Annotated in this window: 15 protein-coding genes and 1 tRNA gene; 4 read left to right on the top strand and 12 right to left on the bottom strand. The window is 62.0% G+C overall.

Going from position 1 to position 17615, the window contains the following annotated elements; translation table 11 throughout:
* Nucleotides 1-10: 10 nt before the first annotated feature.
* From hemF to PF049_12480, 3 genes are all read left to right on the top strand, one after another.
* On the top strand, nucleotides 11-868 hold the full coding sequence (gene hemF / locus PF049_12490; protein ID WBY16393.1) for an oxygen-dependent coproporphyrinogen oxidase: 858 nt from the start codon (nucleotides 11-13) through the stop codon (nucleotides 866-868).
* 90 nt (nucleotides 869-958) lie between these two features.
* Entirely contained in the window at nucleotides 959-2863 is a 1905-nt protein-coding gene (locus PF049_12485) for a M1 family metallopeptidase (GenBank protein WBY16392.1), read from the top strand.
* Nucleotides 2864-2944: 81 nt separating this feature from the next.
* Complete coding sequence (locus tag PF049_12480) at nucleotides 2945-5038, top strand: bifunctional (p)ppGpp synthetase/guanosine-3',5'-bis(diphosphate) 3'-pyrophosphohydrolase (GenBank protein WBY16391.1); 2094 nt, start codon at nucleotides 2945-2947, stop codon at nucleotides 5036-5038.
* 64 nt (nucleotides 5039-5102) lie between these two features.
* Here the strand turns inward: PF049_12480 and PF049_12475 are convergent, their stop codons facing one another.
* From PF049_12475 to PF049_12465, 3 genes are all read right to left on the bottom strand, one after another.
* Nucleotides 5103-5636: a GNAT family N-acetyltransferase gene (locus tag PF049_12475; protein ID WBY16390.1), complete on the bottom strand. Its 534-nt coding sequence runs from the start codon at nucleotides 5634-5636 to the stop codon at nucleotides 5103-5105.
* Nucleotides 5633-6661, bottom strand: a complete 1029-nt coding sequence (locus PF049_12470; protein ID WBY16389.1) for a peptidylprolyl isomerase — start codon at nucleotides 6659-6661, stop codon at nucleotides 5633-5635. Before PF049_12470 ends, PF049_12475 begins: the two co-directional genes overlap by 4 nt.
* Before the next feature lie 255 nt (nucleotides 6662-6916).
* On the bottom strand, nucleotides 6917-7318 hold the full coding sequence (locus tag PF049_12465; GenBank protein ID WBY16388.1) for a metallopeptidase family protein: 402 nt from the start codon (nucleotides 7316-7318) through the stop codon (nucleotides 6917-6919).
* Nucleotides 7319-7436: 118 nt separating this feature from the next.
* On the opposite strand from PF049_12465, the gene PF049_12460 reads away from it, so the two are divergent.
* Nucleotides 7437-7527: transfer RNA gene (locus PF049_12460), tRNA-Ser, on the top strand.
* 245 nt (nucleotides 7528-7772) lie between these two features.
* Here PF049_12460 and PF049_12455 read toward each other — a convergent pair.
* From PF049_12455 to PF049_12415, 9 genes are all read right to left on the bottom strand, one after another.
* A complete protein-coding gene (locus tag PF049_12455) occupies nucleotides 7773-9428 on the bottom strand; it encodes a recombinase family protein (protein WBY16387.1) in 1656 nt (551 codons plus the stop codon).
* A complete protein-coding gene (locus PF049_12450; GenBank protein ID WBY16386.1) occupies nucleotides 9425-9841 on the bottom strand; it encodes a DUF2924 domain-containing protein in 417 nt (138 codons plus the stop codon). Before PF049_12450 ends, PF049_12455 begins: the two co-directional genes overlap by 4 nt.
* A 2-nt stretch (nucleotides 9842-9843) precedes the next feature.
* Nucleotides 9844-10113, bottom strand: coding sequence for a DUF3489 domain-containing protein (locus PF049_12445; protein WBY16385.1), 270 nt, complete (start codon nucleotides 10111-10113; stop codon nucleotides 9844-9846).
* Nucleotides 10114-10544: 431 nt separating this feature from the next.
* A complete protein-coding gene (locus tag PF049_12440; protein WBY16384.1) occupies nucleotides 10545-11657 on the bottom strand; it encodes a hypothetical protein in 1113 nt (370 codons plus the stop codon).
* Between the two features lie 7 nt (nucleotides 11658-11664).
* A complete protein-coding gene (gene csgH / locus PF049_12435) occupies nucleotides 11665-11967 on the bottom strand; it encodes a curli-like amyloid fiber formation chaperone CsgH (protein WBY16383.1) in 303 nt (100 codons plus the stop codon).
* Nucleotides 11968-12026: 59 nt separating this feature from the next.
* Entirely contained in the window at nucleotides 12027-12767 is a 741-nt protein-coding gene (locus PF049_12430) for a hypothetical protein (GenBank protein ID WBY16382.1), read from the bottom strand.
* A gap of 4 nt (nucleotides 12768-12771) precedes the next feature.
* Complete coding sequence (locus PF049_12425; GenBank protein WBY16381.1) at nucleotides 12772-13488, bottom strand: hypothetical protein; 717 nt, start codon at nucleotides 13486-13488, stop codon at nucleotides 12772-12774.
* A 106-nt stretch (nucleotides 13489-13594) separates the two neighbouring features.
* Nucleotides 13595-14977 (bottom strand): hypothetical protein, encoded by a 1383-nt coding sequence (locus tag PF049_12420; GenBank protein ID WBY16380.1) that lies wholly within the window; start codon nucleotides 14975-14977, stop codon nucleotides 13595-13597.
* A 132-nt stretch (nucleotides 14978-15109) separates the two neighbouring features.
* Nucleotides 15110-17431 carry a hypothetical protein gene (locus PF049_12415; protein ID WBY16379.1) on the bottom strand — a complete coding sequence of 774 codons (2322 nt, stop codon included), beginning with the start codon at nucleotides 17429-17431 and terminating at the stop codon, nucleotides 15110-15112.
* Nucleotides 17432-17615: the final 184 nt, after the last annotated feature.

The raw sequence follows: 17615 nt of genomic DNA, 5'->3' as shown, positions 1-17615 counted from the left end.
AGAGGGCGCCATGAACGACTGGACGACCCATTCCGTACAGGCACGCGCCTGGTTCGAGGATCTTCGCACCCGCATCTGCACCGAATTCGAGGCGATCGAGCGGGAGGCAGGCTCCGATGCAGGCTTCGAATATACCCCGTGGAACCGCGTGGAAGAGGGCAATGCGGACCCCGGCGGCGGGGTGCGCGGCGTAATGAAGGGCCGGGTGTTCGAGAAGGTCGGCGTCAATGTCTCGACCGTGCAGGGCAATTTCGCATCCGACTTTGCCAAGACGATGAACGGTGTCGATCCGGACAATCCGGTCTTCACGGCAACCGGTATCAGCCTGGTCGCGCATATGGCCAATCCGCACGTGCCCGCAGTGCATATGAACACGCGCTTCCTGACCACGGGGAAGGCATGGTTCGGCGGCGGGGCCGATCTCAACCCGCCGATCCCCTACGAGCAGGATACGCAGGCTTTCCACGCACGGATGCGCGCCGCCTGCGCAGCGCACAATCCGACCTATTACGACCGGTTCAGCAAATGGGCGGAGGAGTATTTCTACATCCCCCACCGCCAGTGCCATCGCGGCGTCGGGGGCATCTTCTACGATCACCTGGAATGCGACGACGACGCCGATTTCGAGCGTCACTTCGCCTTCACCCGCGATGTGGGCGAGGCGTTCCTCGACATCTATCCGCAGCTCGTTCGCGGCCGGATGGAGATGGACTTTACGCCCGATGAAGAACGCCAGCAGCTCGAATGGCGCGGGCGCTATGCCGAATTCAACCTCGTTTACGATCGCGGCACGCTGTTCGGTCTGAAGACCGGCGGCAATATCGACGCCATCCTGATGAGCCTGCCGCCCCGCGCGGAGTGGAGCTGACGAGACTTCCTAGCCCCATTCGGAACTGTTCAGGCCAGCTTATCACGGGCCCCGCTAGCCCTGAGGCAATCCTTTTTCCCGGAGTTTTCCATGCACCGTCCCATCCTTGCCGTTCTCCTCGCCACAGCAGCGACCGCTTGCACCTCCGTGCCGTCCTCTACGGTCGGTAGCGACCCGATGGGTATCAATCCGATGACTGTCGCACCCATCCTGACTTCGCCGGAGGCGGTCGACACGCTGACCTTCGCCCAACCCCAGGTCGCGCGGGTGGTCCATGTCGCCCTCGACCTGGCGCTCGATTTCGACGGCAAGGCGATTGGCGGGACGGCCGGCCTCGTCCTCGATGCGCAGGACTATGCGGACGAAATCGTGCTCGACAACAACGGACTGGTCATCGAGCAGGTGACCGACGGCGCCGGAAATCCGCTGGACTTCGTCATCGGCGACGCGGTCGAGGGGAAGGGCGCGCCGCTGACTGTCTTTATTGGTGAGGCGCGGCAGGTCGAGATTACCTACAAGGCTGCCCCCGATGCCGCAGCCCTGCAGTGGCTGACGCCGGAACAGACCGCGGGCGGGGAGCATCCTTTCCTCTTCAGCCAGGGTCAGGCGATCCTCAACCGGACATGGATTCCGACGCAGGACAGCCCCGGCATCCGCCAGACGTGGCAGGCGCGCATCACCGCGCCAAAGCCACTCGACGTGGTGATGAGCGGGGTGCGCCAGGGCGAACCCGAAGATCTCGGCAACGGACGCCGTGCCTTCACCTTCGTGATGGACAAGCCGGTCCCGCCCTATCTCATTGCCATCGCGGCGGGCGATATCGACTTCGCCGCAACGGGCCCGCGCACCGGCGTGTGGGCGGAGCCGTCCGTGCTGCCGCGCGCCGCACGCGAAGTGGGCGATACCGAAGCCTTGGTCGAGGCGGCGGAGGCCCTTTACGGCGATTATCGCTGGGGCCGCTACGACATGATCGTGCTCCCGCCTGCCTTCCCGTATGGCGGCATGGAGAACCCGGTGATGACCTTCCTCACGCCGACATTCATCGCCGGGGACCGGTCCAACAACGGCCTTGTCGCGCACGAGCTGGCGCATAGCTGGTCGGGCAATCTCGTCACCAATGCCGTCTGGGGCGACAGCTGGCTGAACGAGGGCGTGACCACTTATTTCGAGAACCGGATCGTTGAGGAAGTCTACGGGGAAAAGCGCGCGGCGCAGGAAGCCGCGCTGATGTTCGCCAATATCGAGGAAACGCTGGCCGAGGTCGGCATGGATGCGCCCGGCACTGCGCTCAGCACGGAAGGCGGATATGAACTCGGCAGCGCGATCGCCTACGACAAGGGCGCGTTCTTCCTGATGACGGTGGAGAGCATTGTCGGGCGCGAGCGCTTCGATGCGTGGCTGCGCCAGTGGTTCGACAACCACGCCTTCCAGCCCGCGACCAGCGAGATGTTCCATGCCGACATGCTGGAAAACCTCGTGGCAAGCGATGCCGAACGCGAGGCGCTAATGCTGCGCGAATGGATCTTCGAACCCGGCCTGCCGTCCAATGTGAAGCGCCCGGACCCCGCCGCCTTTGCCGAGGTCGATGCCGCCGTCACCGCTTATGCGGACAATGATGTCATTCCGGCAGGCTGGTCCGGCTGGACCGCGGCGGAGCAGATGCGGTTCCTGCGCGGTATCGAGGACGCGCGCAGCGCCGACCAGCTTGCGGCTCTGGACGACGCGCTGGGCCTGTCGCAGAACGGCAATAACGAGATCCGTTTTCTGTGGCTCGAACTGGCCCTGGACAATCGCTACGAACCCGCCGTGCCGCAGACCGAGGAATTCCTGGCCCGCGTCGGCCGCGCGAAATTCGTGCGCCCGCTGTTCGAGACGCTGTGGAACGAAGGCGAATGGGGCCGTCCCATCGCGCGCCGCATCTACGACCGCACGCGGGCGAGCTATCACTCGGTCACACGGGCAGGCGTCGACCGCGTGCTGGCGGCGGGAGAATAGCGCTCGCTCCCGCTTTTTCGCGCCTTTGCCTGCACGTTTTGCATTGCAATATCGGGGCGCGGCGTCACATCATGGGATGCGATGCTGCGCCAGTACGAACTTGTTGAACGGGTCAAGGAATACGACCCCGACGCCGACGAGGCGATGCTCAACCGCGCCTATGTCTACACCGTGCAGAAACACGGCACGCAGAAACGCGCCAGTGGCGATCCCTATTTCAGCCACCCGGTAGAAGTCGCCGGGCTAATGACCGACCTGAAGCTGGACCAGGCGACGGTCATGACCGCGCTGCTCCACGACACGGTCGAGGACACGCTGGCAACGATCGACGACATCGAGAAGAATTTCGGCAAGGATGTCGCCCGGCTGGTCGACGGCGTGACCAAGCTCAGCAAGATCGAGCAGATGCCGGAGAACGAGCGCGCGGCGGAAAACCTGCGCAAGTTCCTGCTGGCGATGAGCGAGGATATCCGCGTCTTGCTGGTGAAGCTGGGCGACCGGCTGCACAATATGCGCACGCTCCATTTCATCAAGAAGGAGGAGAAGCGCCGCCGCATCGCCCGCGAGACGCTGGATATCTATGCCCCGCTGGCAGAGCGCATCGGCATGTACGAATACATGCGCGAGATGCAGGCGCTGGCGTTCCGGCACCTGGAGCCGGAGGCGTACGAGACCATTACGGGCCGGCTGACGCAGATCCGCGAAAGCGATGGCGGCCAGGTCGATGCCATCGCGCTCGCCATCAAGCAGGCGCTGGCAGAGGCGGGCCTGCAGGTCGAGGTGCATGGCCGTGAGAAACAACCCTATTCCATCTGGCGCAAGATGGCGGAACGGCATGTCAGCTTCGATGCCATCACCGACATCTTCGCCTTCCGCGTGCTGACGGACAGCGTTGAGGATTGCTACCGCGCGATGGGCCTGCTTCACACGACGTGGCAGTTCATTCCCGGCCGGTTCAAGGATTACATCTCCACCCCCAAGAACAACGGGTATCGCTCGCTCCACACCTCGCTCATCTTCGACAAGTCGATGCGGGTGGAGGTGCAGATACGCAGCCACGACATGCACCGGACCAACGGTTTCGGCCTGGCGGCGCACTGGGCCTACAAGCAGCAGGATTCGCACGATGGTCAGGTGGCGTGGCTGCGCGACCTGATCGAGATCGTCGATGCCAGCCACGACGCGGAAGAACTGCTCGAACACGCGCGCATGGCGATCTACCAGGACCGTATCTTCGCGTTCACGCCGAAGGGGGCATTGTTCCAGCTGCCCAAGGGGGCGACGCCGGTCGACTTCGCCTTTGCGGTGCATACCGATCTGGGCGCGCAGACGGTCGGGGCCAAGGTCAATGGCCGGCACATGCCGCTGCGCACGCAGCTGGCGAATGGCGACGTGGTGGAGATCATCAAGGGCAAGGATGCCGAGCCGCAGATGTCGTGGCTGGGTTTCGTCGTGACAGGCAAGGCACGCGCCTCCATCCGCCGGGCCGTGCGGCTGAAGGAACGCGACGAGATCGAGGCGCTGGGTCACAAGCTGTTCGACGACATCGCCGACCGCGTGCCTGCCAAGATCGGGAAGAAAGCCATTCGTGCCGCGGTCAAGCGGCTGGAACTGGAAGACGAGGACGATCTGTACTTCGCTGTCGGCGCGGCCAAAATCGACGACCGCGACGTGATGGAAGCGCTGGTGCCGGGCTGCACCACCGAGATCGAGGGCGGGGATCCCGACTGGATCAGGCGCGAGCGGGCGATATCGATCCGCGGACTGACGCCGGGCGTCGGCTTCCGCCTCGCCACCTGCTGCCATCCCGTCCCCGGCGACCGCATCGTGGGCCTGCGCCATCCGAACAAGAGCGTTGAGGTCCATGCCATCGACTGCCTGACGCTGGCCAGCGGCATTGATAACGACTGGCTCGACCTGCAATGGGACAAGCGCAGCCAGGGCGCGGTCGGCCGGCTTAAGGTGACGCTGTACGACCGGACCGGCACGCTGGCTGAAATGGCCGGCATCTTCGCCAAGAACCACGTCAATGTCCGCAGCCTGAAACAGACCCAGCTGGACCATCCTTTCACCAGCTATGAGATCGAGCTTGAGGTCCAGGACCTGGCGCACCTCACCCGCATATTGAGCGCGCTCAGGGCCAGCGACGCTGTGGCGCAGGCCGACAGGGGGTAGGGGGCGACATGCGCCGCTTCGCGCACAACCCTTTCGGCAATCGCATCGAGTTGATGCAGAGCCTCTAGCCTGCTGCCACGGCGTTCAGTTCCTCGGCTGTCCAGCGACAGCGCAGGCGCCATTCTCCCATTGCGAGGGCCCATTGGGTGTCGGTCCGTTCGATTTCTCTCGCGCCGAGTTTGCGGTAGAATGCGCGGGCGTCCTCGTTTTTCTCGAACACCCACAGATACAGTCCGCTATCAGGATCGCGCGCGGCGACCAGCCTTGTTATCTCCCGGAACAGGGCAAGTCCGTGCCCCTGGCCGCGATGTGCAGCGCTCGCGTGGAGGTTGTCGAGGAAGGCGCCGTGGACCGGGTCGTGGCCGTGATAGACACAGGCAAACCCCGCCAATGCCCCAGCCGCGTCCAGCGAGACCAGTGTTTCGCGCCCGTCGTCGGACGTGGAGAGCCGGTCTTGCCAGCCCGTGAGGCGGTCGGCCTCCACCTCGTTCGCGAGATAGTCGCCGGGCAAATTACCCGCATATCCCTGCCGCCAGTTCGCGGCATGCAGAGCAGCGATGGCTTCTGCGTCCTCGCGGCGGGCTGGTCTGATCGTCACTCGGCGATGATCCGCCTGACAGGTACGGGGATGTTGCAGATATCCGCGCCGCCCGCAGGCTCGATGAAGAAGGGATCGCGCCGGTTAACCCGAGCCTCGGCATAACGGGCGAAGGTCTCGCGTTCGGTGGAAAGGTACTCGAAGCGGGGCTGTTCGGCGGCAGGCAAGTCGCTCGCCACGCGAATGCTCTCGATCGGAACGCGCTTCCTTGCATCTTCGTAGAACCCCAGCGCCCCTTCGCCGCGCGGCAGGCTGGAGAGATGCTCGATCCCTTCGACGACCCTGCCAACCAGGGCAATGTTCCGGTCGAGATGTCGAGGCGCATGGCCAATCACCGTGTAGAGTTCCGCGCCCGACCCGGTGTCAGGAGAATAGCCGCGTCCGACACCTACCATGCCGTAGCAATGAACGGGCGACCACTCGCCATCGCGCATAGACAGCGGCCAGCCACGCGCGAAGTAGAAGTAGGTCGCGTAATTGTCGATGTTCACCCCTTTGCCCTTCAGGCCCGGCGACATGATGCCGGTCTTTTTCTGGAATACGGAATAAAAATTGCGCCAGAACCGGGTTCCGCGCATCGCGATATCGGTCAGCGCCTCGCTGCGTTGGCTGACGACGTAATCTCGCTCGTCCATTACTTTCAAACCAGTGGGCAGCGGCTTCGCGTCGCCCTCGGCTTCAGGATTGTCGACATTGGGATCGCCCCACTGCACCACGTAATTGTCCTGCACGCGGTTGATGCTGACGCCGTCGTACCATCCGGCGCGGGCGAGGGTGCGGATGTTCTCGACCCAGCCTTGCGAGAAGGGCGGCGGCATGAGCTGGATGACGACCTGTCGCTCGTTGCCGTCGCGGTCTGGCGCGAGGGTCATGACCAGAAGGTCCTCGGCGTCGATTGCCTTCCAGTCGGACGCATCCGCCTGCGCGACGATCTCGTTCGGAGAGGGAGCGCCCTGCGGTTCCTCCTGCGCTGTGGCGGACGTGGCGAGTGCGAAAGCGGCGGTGGCGGCGAGGAGCTGTTTCATGGGCGGCTTTTTGTCACGGTAGCCGGGCCGCGCCTAGGGGTTAGGGAGTCTTTTTGTTGTCCGCACGCCATCCGGCGTGCGAAATCCTCACGCCTTCGGCGCTGCGGGCGGGCAGTCGCCCTTGCGGCGCGCTAGGCGCGCGCCGAGCTCCGCGACAAGGCCGTTGCCTTGGAATGGCTCGGGGCCAACAGGCCCCGCCCGCAGGGTCAAAAAAACACCGAGGACGAAGCCGCGGAGGCGGGTTCGCAAAGCAGGCTAAACCATGTCCTCCAGCGCATGCATGTCGTCGTCGCTCAGACCGAAATGATGGCCGATCTCGTGAATCACCACATGGGCGACCAGGTGCTCCAGCGTCTCGTCCCCGCGTTCCGCCCATTCGTCGAGGATCGCCCGGCGATAGAGGAAGACGCGCGGAGGCATCCGCCCCGAATGCTCGATACTGCGTTCCGTCAGCGCCTCGCCCTCATAGAGGCCCGTCAGCGCGAAGGGATTGTCGATGCCGAGATCGTCCAGCACCTCCTCGGTGGCGAAATCCTGCACCTCGAAAACGATGTCGTGCATCCGGTCGCGGAACGCCTGTGGCAGCCGTGCCATGGCGGTGCGGGCCATCGCTTCCATCTCTTCGAGCGAGCACGGCAATCCGATCATGCGGGTCATATGTTCCTCGCTACGACCGCAGAGCTTGCAGTGCAATGTGAAGCTGGCTAGACGCGCGCCTTCCCGCCCCGCAGGTTTCGCACATACGACCAGCGAACCAGCCGCGCGGCGGGAATGCGGAGACGTGGCCGAGTGGTCGAAGGCGCACGCCTGGAAAGTGTGTATACGGTAACCCCGTATCGTGGGTTCGAATCCCACCGTCTCCGCCACTATTCACGTACCTGATATCGAATGTTTTTTGTGCCGGCAGAAACCGCGGGGTTCAGCGCCATTCGCGCGCCCGGTCCGGTCTGCAGAGAGCCGTCGCTGTGCGCTTACAGGGTCAATTTGGCCGCCTTTCTCTGCAGGCAATTTGGCCAGACCGGAATGCGGTAAGCCTTTGGCTCTGCAGAGTAAGCTCGAACGAAGAGTGGCGCCGAAGCGCCGCGGTGAGTTCGGACTTGGTGCGATCGCGCTACATGTTGAAGTAGGCGAGCTGCTCATCCCATCTTGTCGGGAGATCGGCGGAGCGCAAGGTCGCTGCCGAGACCGCGATAGGCTGCGATCCAGAGAGGATGGCATCGACGATGGCCGGTGCGAGGAAGTTCAGCCTTACCACCCGCGAAATCCACGAATCGTTGACCTTCTCGTCACGGGCGATGGTGGCGATGTCGGCTTCCCCGCTAGAAAGGCGAGCCCACCATTTGCGCGCGCGAACCAGCAGCTGGACTAGCCCGGGATCGGCGGAGGCGAGTGTCGCGGGCTTGCCATCTGCCTGGACGAGCCGCAGCGCGCGTCCGCTGCGACTAAGCTTTACCTCGGACTTGAGTACGACGCGGCAAGATTCTTCCGCTGCATATCCGAGCCGGGCCAGCAGGGCCAGGCCGCTGAGCGCTATCTCGATTACATTCGCTCTGACTACGATCCGCTCTACCAGCTCGTTCAAAAGGCGCCGGTCCTTGGATGAGACCTGTTCCGCAAGCTCGGCGCATGTCCGGTTGATCGATGGCAGTCTCCCGGCCTCGATCGGTAGGCCAGCATCCGCGAGCAGCGTGATCGGGTCGCGCAGCGCCTCGGCCACGCGCTTGGTTACTGCGCCTTCGAGTTCGCTGGCTGGGATACGGATGCCAGTCTCGTTGTGCTCGTCCCCGGCGTGTTGCAGCGATCGACTGACGTAGTAGCGGTAGCGAACCTTTCCCTTGCAGGCATGGCTTGCGACGAGTGGCTCGCCGTGCTCGTCGAAGACGGATCCAGCGAGCAGGCTTGGTGACCTTGTCCGGGACTTACGCTCCTCGCCTTGCAGGTTGGCCGCGAGCATGGCCTGTACACGGTCCCAGGTCGCCCGGTCGACAATGGGCTCGTGCTTGCCATCATAAACCTGCCCCTTGTGGTGGATTTCGCCGAGGTAGACCGGGTTGGCGAGCAACTTGTATATCTGGCCGCGCGTCAGCGGTCCTCCGCCGATCTCCCTGCCGGTGGCCAGCACGCGGCGCGGCGAATGGATCTCTTGCTCGCGCATCTGTTCGGCCACCAGCCGGACATTCCCTAGTTCGAGGTATAGCGCGAAGACCTCTCTCACGAGCGATGCATGTTCCTCGACGATCTTGAGGCTACGGCCATCAGGCTCGTAGCCGATCGGCGGGACGCCGCCCATCCACATGCCCTTGGCCTTCGAGGCGGCGATCTTGTCGCGGATGCGCTCGGCGGTGACCTCGCGCTCGAACTGGGCGAAGCTCAGCAGCATGTTGAGCGTGAGCCGTCCCATCGAGTTGGTGGTGTTGAACGACTGGGTGACCGAGACGAAGCTAACCTCGGCCTTGTCCATCGTCTCGACCAGCTTGGCGAAGTCGATAAGCGAGCGTGTCAGCCGGTCGACCTTGTAGACCACGACGATGTCGACCTTCCCCACCTCTATATCGGTTAGCAGGCGCTGGAGGGCAGGTCGCTCGAGCGTTCCGCCCGAAAGCCCGCCATCATCGTATTCTTCATCGAGCAGCGACCAGCCTTCCGATGCGTGGCTCAGTATATACGCGGCACAAGCCTCGCGCTGGGCATGGAGCGAGTTGAAGTCCTGCTCAAGACCTTCCTCGGAGGACTTGCGGGTGTAGATCGCGCAGCGGACCTTTCTCATGCTGCCTTCCTCCTCTGCTTGAGGCCGAAGAAGGCAGGGCCCGACCACCGCGTCCCGGTGATCGCGCGGGCCACCTCGCTCAGCGAGCGCCATTCGCGCTCGTTCCATCGGATCTCGCCGCCTTCGCCGATGGTGACTACGTGGACCTTGCCGCCGAACTCGCGGGCGAGCCGCATGCCGGGACGTACATCGCTTGTCCGGGTCCTCGCTGCCACCGCCTGGTCGAGCCGCTGCCTTGTCTTGCGCGGCAAGCCACCGAGCGCTTTGGCCTGCAGTTCGTAGGCGAGCGCCAAGCGGAGCAGCTTGGCGCTGACTTGCGGGACCGGGCGACCGGTGAGCTTTGCCCACCGGTCCTTGAGGTCTCCCTTCGCCAGCGTGTTCAGGTTCGCAAGCTGGTCTTCGAGGTTCGCCATAATCACGCGCTCCTAGTGATGCGGTAGCAAGCCGCATCGCCCCGCTTGTCGCGTTCGATCGTGTGCCCCTTCTTCTTTAGCCCCGTCAGCGCTGCCCGCGTGGTGTGCGGTAGCCAGCCCGTGACCCCTATCATCTCCTCGAGCGTTGCGCCGTCCTTGCGCTCGAGCAGCGTAACGATCTTACCGATCTTGGTCTCGCGCGGCCGCGCACTATTTTCCCGGCTGGCGGTAGTCGTGGAGCCGGTCGCCTTCTTGGTAGTCTGATTCGTCATGGGTGGTACTCCTTTACCGGGGCGGCGACATGCCGCTCCCACCACCCAAGGCCCCGGCCGAGCACGTCGCCGGGGCGGCAGCCAGTCGATGCGGCCGCGATCCAGTGATCACACCAATGCTTCGTTTACTGCCGAAGTCGAATAGAAAGTGTGGGCAATGCGAAAGTCGGTTTTGCGCCCCCTTTTCGGACGTTCGAGCCCTCCTCCGCAACGCCCAGAAGCGGCCCCTCTTCTAGGTTCCATCAGGGATTATCTTATCGGGCCAGTATGATGAAACGACGCGGGCCGCACCATACATTTTTTAGAGAGCGTAATTCATCAAATTGCCTTTTCGTTGGAAAGACTTTTAATGCCTTTTGATAGAAATACGTCAACCAACCTGCCATTGTGTGTCGCAAGAGCTTCGACCGGAACGCACTGCTGCATGCAGGTTAACCAGTGTAATCAGGTAGGATCAGTTCGTGGTAGACCGGATCATAAGTGATCGGCACACCGGCTTCTCGCAGCCGATCCAGGGTGACAAACATATCGCTCGCTCGCGACCCTCTCAGATACGCAAAGCGCTCGACATCGAACCGATCCTGGAAGACATCGAGAAGCTGACCGATGCTGACACTAATACGAGATGCCTCGTCGACTTGGAATGCGACCGTCGCGATCGAGCGATCGCCATGTCGCAGAACCATTTGTGAGGACGCATCGCGTATCTCGATTTGAGCGATTTGCGCATCGGTCGGGAGTTTCGTAACCTGATCGATGTATGCCCTTCGTTCGTAGGGCTTGATCGAACTGACCCAGCGATTTTCGGCAATTGCGGAGGCGCTAGACGGGGGGGGTGTCGGCGAGGGGTCAACATTCTCGCCTTCGCCAATTTCAAATTCAAATTTTTTCGACCTTAGCGAGATGACAAACCGGGCGTTCTCCAGTTCCTCCATCTTGTGTGAGACGCTGCTTAGCAAGGTATCGCTCGGGCCTGTGGGCGCCGAGAGCGAAGCGAGGGCAACATCCTGCTCGGTCTCCGGTTTTCCTGCAACAGGCGAACCGCTTTGTGCGGTCGAGGCCGAATGAGACAGTCTGTCGGTGCTGTGAAGCATCGAAACCGACCCATCTCGCGCCGGATCGGCCAAAGAGGTAACGCTGCTGTCGAGGGTTGGGGCTAGCAGTCGATCATCCGCTACATCCGCGTCGAAGGAAACTTTTGCCTGTTTTTCTAAGGACTTTCCACGCTCCGTTTCTTGCCGTGCTGCGAGCTTCCTCGACGGCACAGCGACGTCGTTTTCTCCTATGTCGACAGTCGATCCGGGATCGTCGGAGCCCCGACCTGTACCAGCGCTTCGCGCCGATGCGTCGACTGGCGATGTTTGGCTCGTTAAATCCGTGGATGAGTCATCAAATGGTGGCTCGCTCGGGGCGCTCGACTGAATCAGGATGGGGAAAATTGAAACCGTAGAAAAAAATATCGAAGAGATTGCAGCCCCTGCAACGAGCACACCGCTTGCTCGTTGACTCTCAAATCGCTGGCCGGAATAGATCATCGCACTCATCGGTTACTCAGTTCGATACCGGATCTGTCTGCTCGCATGTGCCGGCAAAGAGGACGTACTCGGAGCCTGCCTGTTCTTTTACAGACAGCCGCGCGCACCACTCGTCGGCATACGAAACCCTGAAACGGGAAAGGGTGTGGGTGCTCCCAGCCGCCAAATCCGTGCGCCCCTTGTGGACTGCGCGCGACTGGCCCGTGATTTCGATCTCGTACTCCACGGACTGAGCGATGCCGGAATTGGCAATGATCTCGATTTCCGCTTCGTTTCCGCTGTCCGAAACTTCCATCGAAAGTGCTTTCGTGGTGTTCATTTCAGATCCTCCCAAGGCCGCAACGGCAAGTGCGACAGATAGCAACAAAGGGGGCGCCATCACATCGCTCCTCCACCGGGTCCGCCGAAGCGTTCGATAATAGCATTGATCAGCGCCTGCGTTTCGGCTGAGAATTCGCCGGCTCCCGTTCCGTCCTCCGGAGAGGGCGCTGCGTCTACGGGCGTGTTGGCAGACAGGGCTACGGAAGCGATCGCCTGGTTTTCGAATTCGTCGGATGCATCAGGATTGCGAACAAGGCGGCGGACCGCACCCTCGATCGACCGGCTTTGCATGCCGTCGAGGGATTCGCCCAGCAACCGCTCTTCGGGCGACAGCCCGTTGCGCTGCGCCGACGCAAACTCCGCCGACCGGGTCTCGAGCCGGTTCGAGCACAAGAGGCGGATGGGCTCGCTCTGATTCTCGCTCTCGCAGATATCGGTGCCGCGAACCGTGTCGATCAGGACCTGCCGCTCGGTCTCGTCCAGTTGCGCCAGCAGGGTCGAAACGTCCTCGCTCGAAAGCTGATTCAGCGCGGCAAGGTCGAACTGCGCTGCGGTAATCTGTTCGACCGGCCGCCCATCGTCCGCATCGCTGCCATTCGCACCGCCATAAACGTCGACGGTTCGGTCCGGTTGCGGCGGCTCCTCTTCTGCCACGCCGGCAGGACTGCGATCGTCGGGCTTGCCGTTCGCCTGGTCGATGAAGACCGCATCCTCGCCCTGCCTGCCCGGCGATTGCGCGCCGAGCCCCTGCGCCAGCGCAAAAGCCAGCACGAGTGAAAAGGCGAAAGACCGGTTCATCGGCTCAATTCCCCCCGCCGGTATTCGTTTGCGTAACCTGCATGGCCTGGCCGCCGTCCTGCGTAATTTCCAGGTCGAACAGCCCGCTGCCGTCCTGTGTCCACTCCAGGCGATTGCCTGCGCCCAGTTGGGTTGCCGTCATCGCATTGCCATCGCCGTTCTGGGTAAGGGTTGCCTGGTTGTCGCTGCCGTCCTGCACCAGGTTCAGGAGATTGTCGGACCCGGTCTGACTGGCGGCTACGGCCGAATAGAGGCTGCCGTTTTCGTTCTGCGAGATGTCGGCGACATTGCTGTCGCCCTGCTGTGCGAGCATGGCAACGGTCTGGCCGGGACCTTCCTGGCCGACGCGCGCGATATTCTCGTCGCCGTCCTGCGCGACGATTGCGAAATGTCTGCCATCCGACTGCCCGACATCAGCCTCGTTGACATCCCCTGACTGCGCGATGCGGGCGAAGGAGTTGCTCCCCGTCTGCCGGGCCTCGGCGCGGTTCGTAGCGCCGACCTGGGTGATGAACACGCCGCGCCGGTCCTCGGCAGGGGTGGGAAGGCTTCCATCCGTAAAGGTCGAACCGCCGGTTCCATCGTTGATGTTGCACACGCCAACCGTGTTACCGGCACAAGGGTCGTCACCGGCACCCCGTCCGTCCTGCGCGAAGATCGGCGTTCCTGCGGTCAGGGCACCTAATGCCAGCGGCAGGGCGATTGTGCGAAACGACGGCATGGCATAATCCTTTTGCGGAAAATTTACTGTAGCAATTCCCGGACGGGCCACGAAACCCGCCCGGGAACCATGGGCGGCGGACCGAAACGGCCCGCCGCCAAGCGGTTTACTGACTGTTGACCGCTCCGACACCGCCCTGTGTAACAGTGGCGGAATTGCCGTTGCCGGTTTGATCGATAGTCGAGACGTTACTATCTCCCGATTGAATCACGTCAGCCGTGTTGAGCGTTCCGCTCTGCAGGATTGTCGACATATTGAAGTCACCCGACTGCAGAACATCGGCCTCGTTCCCGCCGGTACCAGCCCCATCCAGCTGCGTGATCCTGGATTCATTATTATTGCCGGACTGGTTTAGCATTGCGATCTGACCGCTGCCTTGCTGATTTATGGAGCTGACATTGCCGTCACCACCCTGATCAACCGAAGCGAGGCCGTCCGTCAGCCCATTCCCTGCGCCAGGGTTCCCCTGCTGGATCGTGCTGCGGTTGTCATCGCCATCTTGTGCAACGGTAGAATTATTGAACGAACCGAACTGTTCGCGAACATTGCTGAAGTTGCGATCACCAGTCTGATCCACCTCGGCAGTGTTATCGCTTCCCCGCTGGATCACGATAGAATCGTTGTCTGCGCCGATCTGATCGACGAAAGCAACCAGACGGCTACCGCCTTGATCGACATTGCTGTCATTCATCAGCCCGCCCTGATTCACAGTGGCTTCATCATACTGAGACTGTTGCACGTTGCTTATGCCGCCTGTGCCGGTTTGCGTAACCGAGGCCATATTGTTGCTGCGGACCTGGTTGACATCGGAGTCGTTACCTGAGCCCGATTGGGTCACAATTGCGCTGTTCGCCTGACGGGTCTGCTGCACCATGGAATCGTTGTCCGAGCCGGTCTGGAAAACGTCGACACGCGAAGCCGGATCAAACTCCGTATCGCCACTGATCTCATACTGATCGACCGTGGAACGGTGACCTGTTCCTTCCTGCGAGTTGTATGCGGCAGCACCGGTCAGGCCAACACCATTTAGGCCGTTATCCGTCTGGTTGATAGTCGACTGGTTGTCGCTACCGTCCTGAATGATTCGGGCGTTATTCGCAAAGCCCGACGGAACGGTGCTGTCGGTGTCGGTGTCAGACGAATCGAAGCTCGAAGCCTGGGTGATATTTGCGATGTTCGATGCGCCACCCGGATTATCATTGTCCTGCTCGACACGGGCGCGGCTCTTGTTGCCGTCCTGGTCGATATTTACGACGTTGGAGGGCACGCTGAAACCAACCGTGCCCGCCGGGTTTTCATTCTGCGTAACTTCGACGAAGTTGTCGTCGCCGTTCTGATCCACGGTCGATTGGTTCTCGTTACCGGTCTGGGTGACGGTGGTGTCGTTGTTGCTACCAAGCTGGTCGATGTCGGAATTGCTCTGCGCAAAGGCGGGAGCGGCGAGACCGAGCGCGATTACGGAGGCGCTGGCTAGGATAGTTTTTTTCATCATAATTTCCTTTTGCTTACAGTGGTCTGCGACCAATGGGTTTGGCGCGAATTCTTACTGTTCGCTTGGGGCTTTGCGGGCTGCGCCCGCAAAAAGGTCGGGTGGCGACAGATCGTCGCCACCCGGTCATTTTCAGGACGCCGGGCTGCTCTGCATTACCGTCGCGCTGTTGTTGTTGCCGTTCTGGTCGATGTTCGACACGGCACCGGTTCCAGTCTGCGTGACATCGGCATAGTTGCCATCACCCAGCTGCTTGATCACCGAGTCGTTTTCGAAGCCGGCCTGGGTCAGGCGCGCCTCGTTGTTCTCGCCGTTCTGCGAGATCGACGACTTCCCACTCTCACCGGACTGATTGACGACTGCGAGATTGTCGGAACCCAGGAAATTGCCCTGGTCGATCAAGGATTCGTTATTGAGCCCAGCTTGCAGCACGTCGGCTTCCTGACGGAATCCGCGCTGAATGATCTTAGACCTGTCGGTATCGCCTTCCTGGCGGACCGTGGCGAGGTGACCGCTGCCGAACGTCCCACCCTGATCGATGATCGAGACACTGTCGGAGCTCGAGGCGATCTGGTTGACGAAGGCGGACTGGTTGCTGCCCCGCTGTGTCAGCGTGGACGTGCCATTCGTGCCCGATTGCGTCACGCCAACCTCGTTCTCGTCGAAGAACTCGCCTGCGCTGTTCAGCAGTCCGGCCTGGTCGATGGTGGAGGTATTGTTCACACCGTCCTGCAGAACCCGTGCCTGGTGGCCGCCGATGAAGCCCTGGGTCACGGTCGAGGTGTTGTCCGAACCGGCCTGGTCGACGACTGCGCCGCTGATTACCGTCGAGGTCTGCGTGACGGTCGAGGTATTGTCTGCGCCCTCTTGCGTCACATAGGCCGCGTTGATGGCACCGTTCTGCGTCACGGTCGATGAGTGACCGGAATCGGTCTGGCCGACTTCGGCAAAACCGAAGGTACCCGACTGATTGACGGTCGAGGTGTTGCTGGTTCCGTCCTGGCTCACATCGGCAGAGTTGTCGCTGTTCGACTGGGTCAGGTTGGACAGGTTCTCGTCACCGTTCTGGAAAACGACGGCGTCCTGCGCGTTTCCGCTCTGGTTGACGAAGCTTTCATTGGTCGGAGCGTTGGCGGGATCTACCACGTTTGAACCGGTCTGGGTCACGCGAACCGAACTGTCGAAGCTGCTCTGATCGATGAGAGACGCGTTGCGGGCGTGGCTGCCGCTCTGTTCGACAACAGCCGAGCCGTTGCCGCTTTGGCCGACGATCGAGGTATTGTAGACGCCCGACTGCGAAACGTCGGCGGATGCTGCGCCGGTCTGTACGATCGACGACCGGTTGATGGTACCATTCTGGTTGACGAGTGCGTCCGCCCCATCGGCCTGCTGGTCGATCAGCGAAACGTTGTTGGCGAAGCTCTCACCTGCGCCGTTCGGCGGCGGGAATGAATCCCCGTCCCAGGTTCGCGGGCCGAGATCGTTGATACCGCCGCCTTGCGTTACCTCGGCGCTGGCACCCGCGCTCTGGGTGATGCGGCTGGTATTGCCATCGCTAAGCTGACGGGACGTCGCCGAGGCGCCCACGGCGGTATCGGTCTGCACGATCGACGAATTGTTACGGTCGCTAGTTTGAATGATCGTGGCATCGACAGGTACCGCTGCCTGTTCGACACTGGCAACGTTGTCGTCGCCCGTCTGGTCGATCAGCGCATCCGCGAAGACATTCGGCACGACCGGCGCGCCTGCCGGACTGCTGTCGCCGGTTCCGTCCGCGCTCTGGTTCACGACCGTTGCGGTGTTGCTGTTGCCGAGCTGATTGACGACGGCGTTCGAGAAATTGCCATCCTGCGTGATCATGACGGTATTGTCGTCACCGATCGTGTTCACGTCCGCAACGGTGTTGTCACCGTTCTGCAGAACAGTGCTCATATTGCCGGCGCCAAGCTGGTTCACGCCGACGAGGTCGGTTGCATCCGCGCTGGCATAGTCATTGTCGGGATCGCCGACAGCGCCATTCTCGCCGGTTTGAACGACCGTGCTGAAGTTGTCGTCGCCGGTCTGGCTGACGCTGGCTTCGTTGAAGCGGTCGCTCTGCTCGATCGTCGAGGTGCTGCTGCCATCCTGAAAAACCGAAGCATTCTGCGCACCGCCCGACTGGGCGATGGTCGATACCGCAGCGCCACTCACCTGGATCACGCTGGCGCGTTCGTCCGAGCCAACCTGACTTAACGTGCTTTCGGCGCCGTCCGTGGCGTCTTGCTGGTCGACGACCGCGGTATTGTTCGTGTTTTCCTGGGTGACGTCCGACTCCGAACCCGTCCCGCTCTGGGTGACCGTGGCGTTGTGGTTCGTGCCGTCCTGATCGATGTCACTGTCATTGCTCTGCGCGAACGCAGGAGCAGCAATCGAGAGCGCCAGTACAGAGGCGCCGGTAAGGATCGTCTTTTTCATCACAATTTCCTTCTGCTTTCAGGTGTTGTGCGACTTTGATTTTGATGCGGGCTCATCTGGTCCGCTTGATTTCCAGCGGTTTCCCCCGCCGAAACGAAAACGGGACCGACAGCCACTGGCTGCCGGTCCCGCAATTACATGGGGGTGATGGGACGAAGATTTCGCGCAACGCCAACGGCGCCGA

It is taken from the genome of Erythrobacteraceae bacterium WH01K (assembly GCA_027941995.1).
GTDB lineage: Bacteria > Pseudomonadota > Alphaproteobacteria > Sphingomonadales > Sphingomonadaceae > CAJXSN01.
Note: the sequence above shows the minus strand (reverse complement) of the source record. Positions and strands in the feature narration are given on the sequence as shown.

Bases quoted from the DNA above. Each gene is read 5' to 3' on its own strand.
- hemF (WBY16393.1), top strand. From the start codon at position 11: ATGAACGACTGGACGACCCATTCCGTACAGGCACGCGCCTGGTTCGAG.
- PF049_12485 (WBY16392.1), top strand. From the start codon at position 959: ATGCACCGTCCCATCCTTGCCGTTCTCCTCGCCACAGCAGCGACCGCT.
- PF049_12480 (WBY16391.1), top strand. From the start codon at position 2,945: ATGCTGCGCCAGTACGAACTTGTTGAACGGGTCAAGGAATACGACCCC.
- PF049_12470 (WBY16389.1), bottom strand. From the start codon at position 6,661: ATGAAACAGCTCCTCGCCGCCACCGCCGCTTTCGCACTCGCCACGTCC.
- PF049_12465 (WBY16388.1), bottom strand. From the start codon at position 7,318: ATGACCCGCATGATCGGATTGCCGTGCTCGCTCGAAGAGATGGAAGCG.
- PF049_12455 (WBY16387.1), bottom strand. From the start codon at position 9,428: ATGAGAAAGGTCCGCTGCGCGATCTACACCCGCAAGTCCTCCGAGGAA.
- PF049_12450 (WBY16386.1), bottom strand. From the start codon at position 9,841: ATGGCGAACCTCGAAGACCAGCTTGCGAACCTGAACACGCTGGCGAAG.
- PF049_12445 (WBY16385.1), bottom strand. From the start codon at position 10,113: ATGACGAATCAGACTACCAAGAAGGCGACCGGCTCCACGACTACCGCC.
- PF049_12440 (WBY16384.1), bottom strand. From the start codon at position 11,657: ATGAGTGCGATGATCTATTCCGGCCAGCGATTTGAGAGTCAACGAGCA.
- csgH (WBY16383.1), bottom strand. From the start codon at position 11,967: ATGAACACCACGAAAGCACTTTCGATGGAAGTTTCGGACAGCGGAAAC.
- PF049_12430 (WBY16382.1), bottom strand. From the start codon at position 12,767: ATGAACCGGTCTTTCGCCTTTTCACTCGTGCTGGCTTTTGCGCTGGCG.
- PF049_12425 (WBY16381.1), bottom strand. From the start codon at position 13,488: ATGCCGTCGTTTCGCACAATCGCCCTGCCGCTGGCATTAGGTGCCCTG.
- PF049_12420 (WBY16380.1), bottom strand. From the start codon at position 14,977: ATGAAAAAAACTATCCTAGCCAGCGCCTCCGTAATCGCGCTCGGTCTC.
- PF049_12415 (WBY16379.1), bottom strand. From the start codon at position 17,431: ATGAAAAAGACGATCCTTACCGGCGCCTCTGTACTGGCGCTCTCGATT.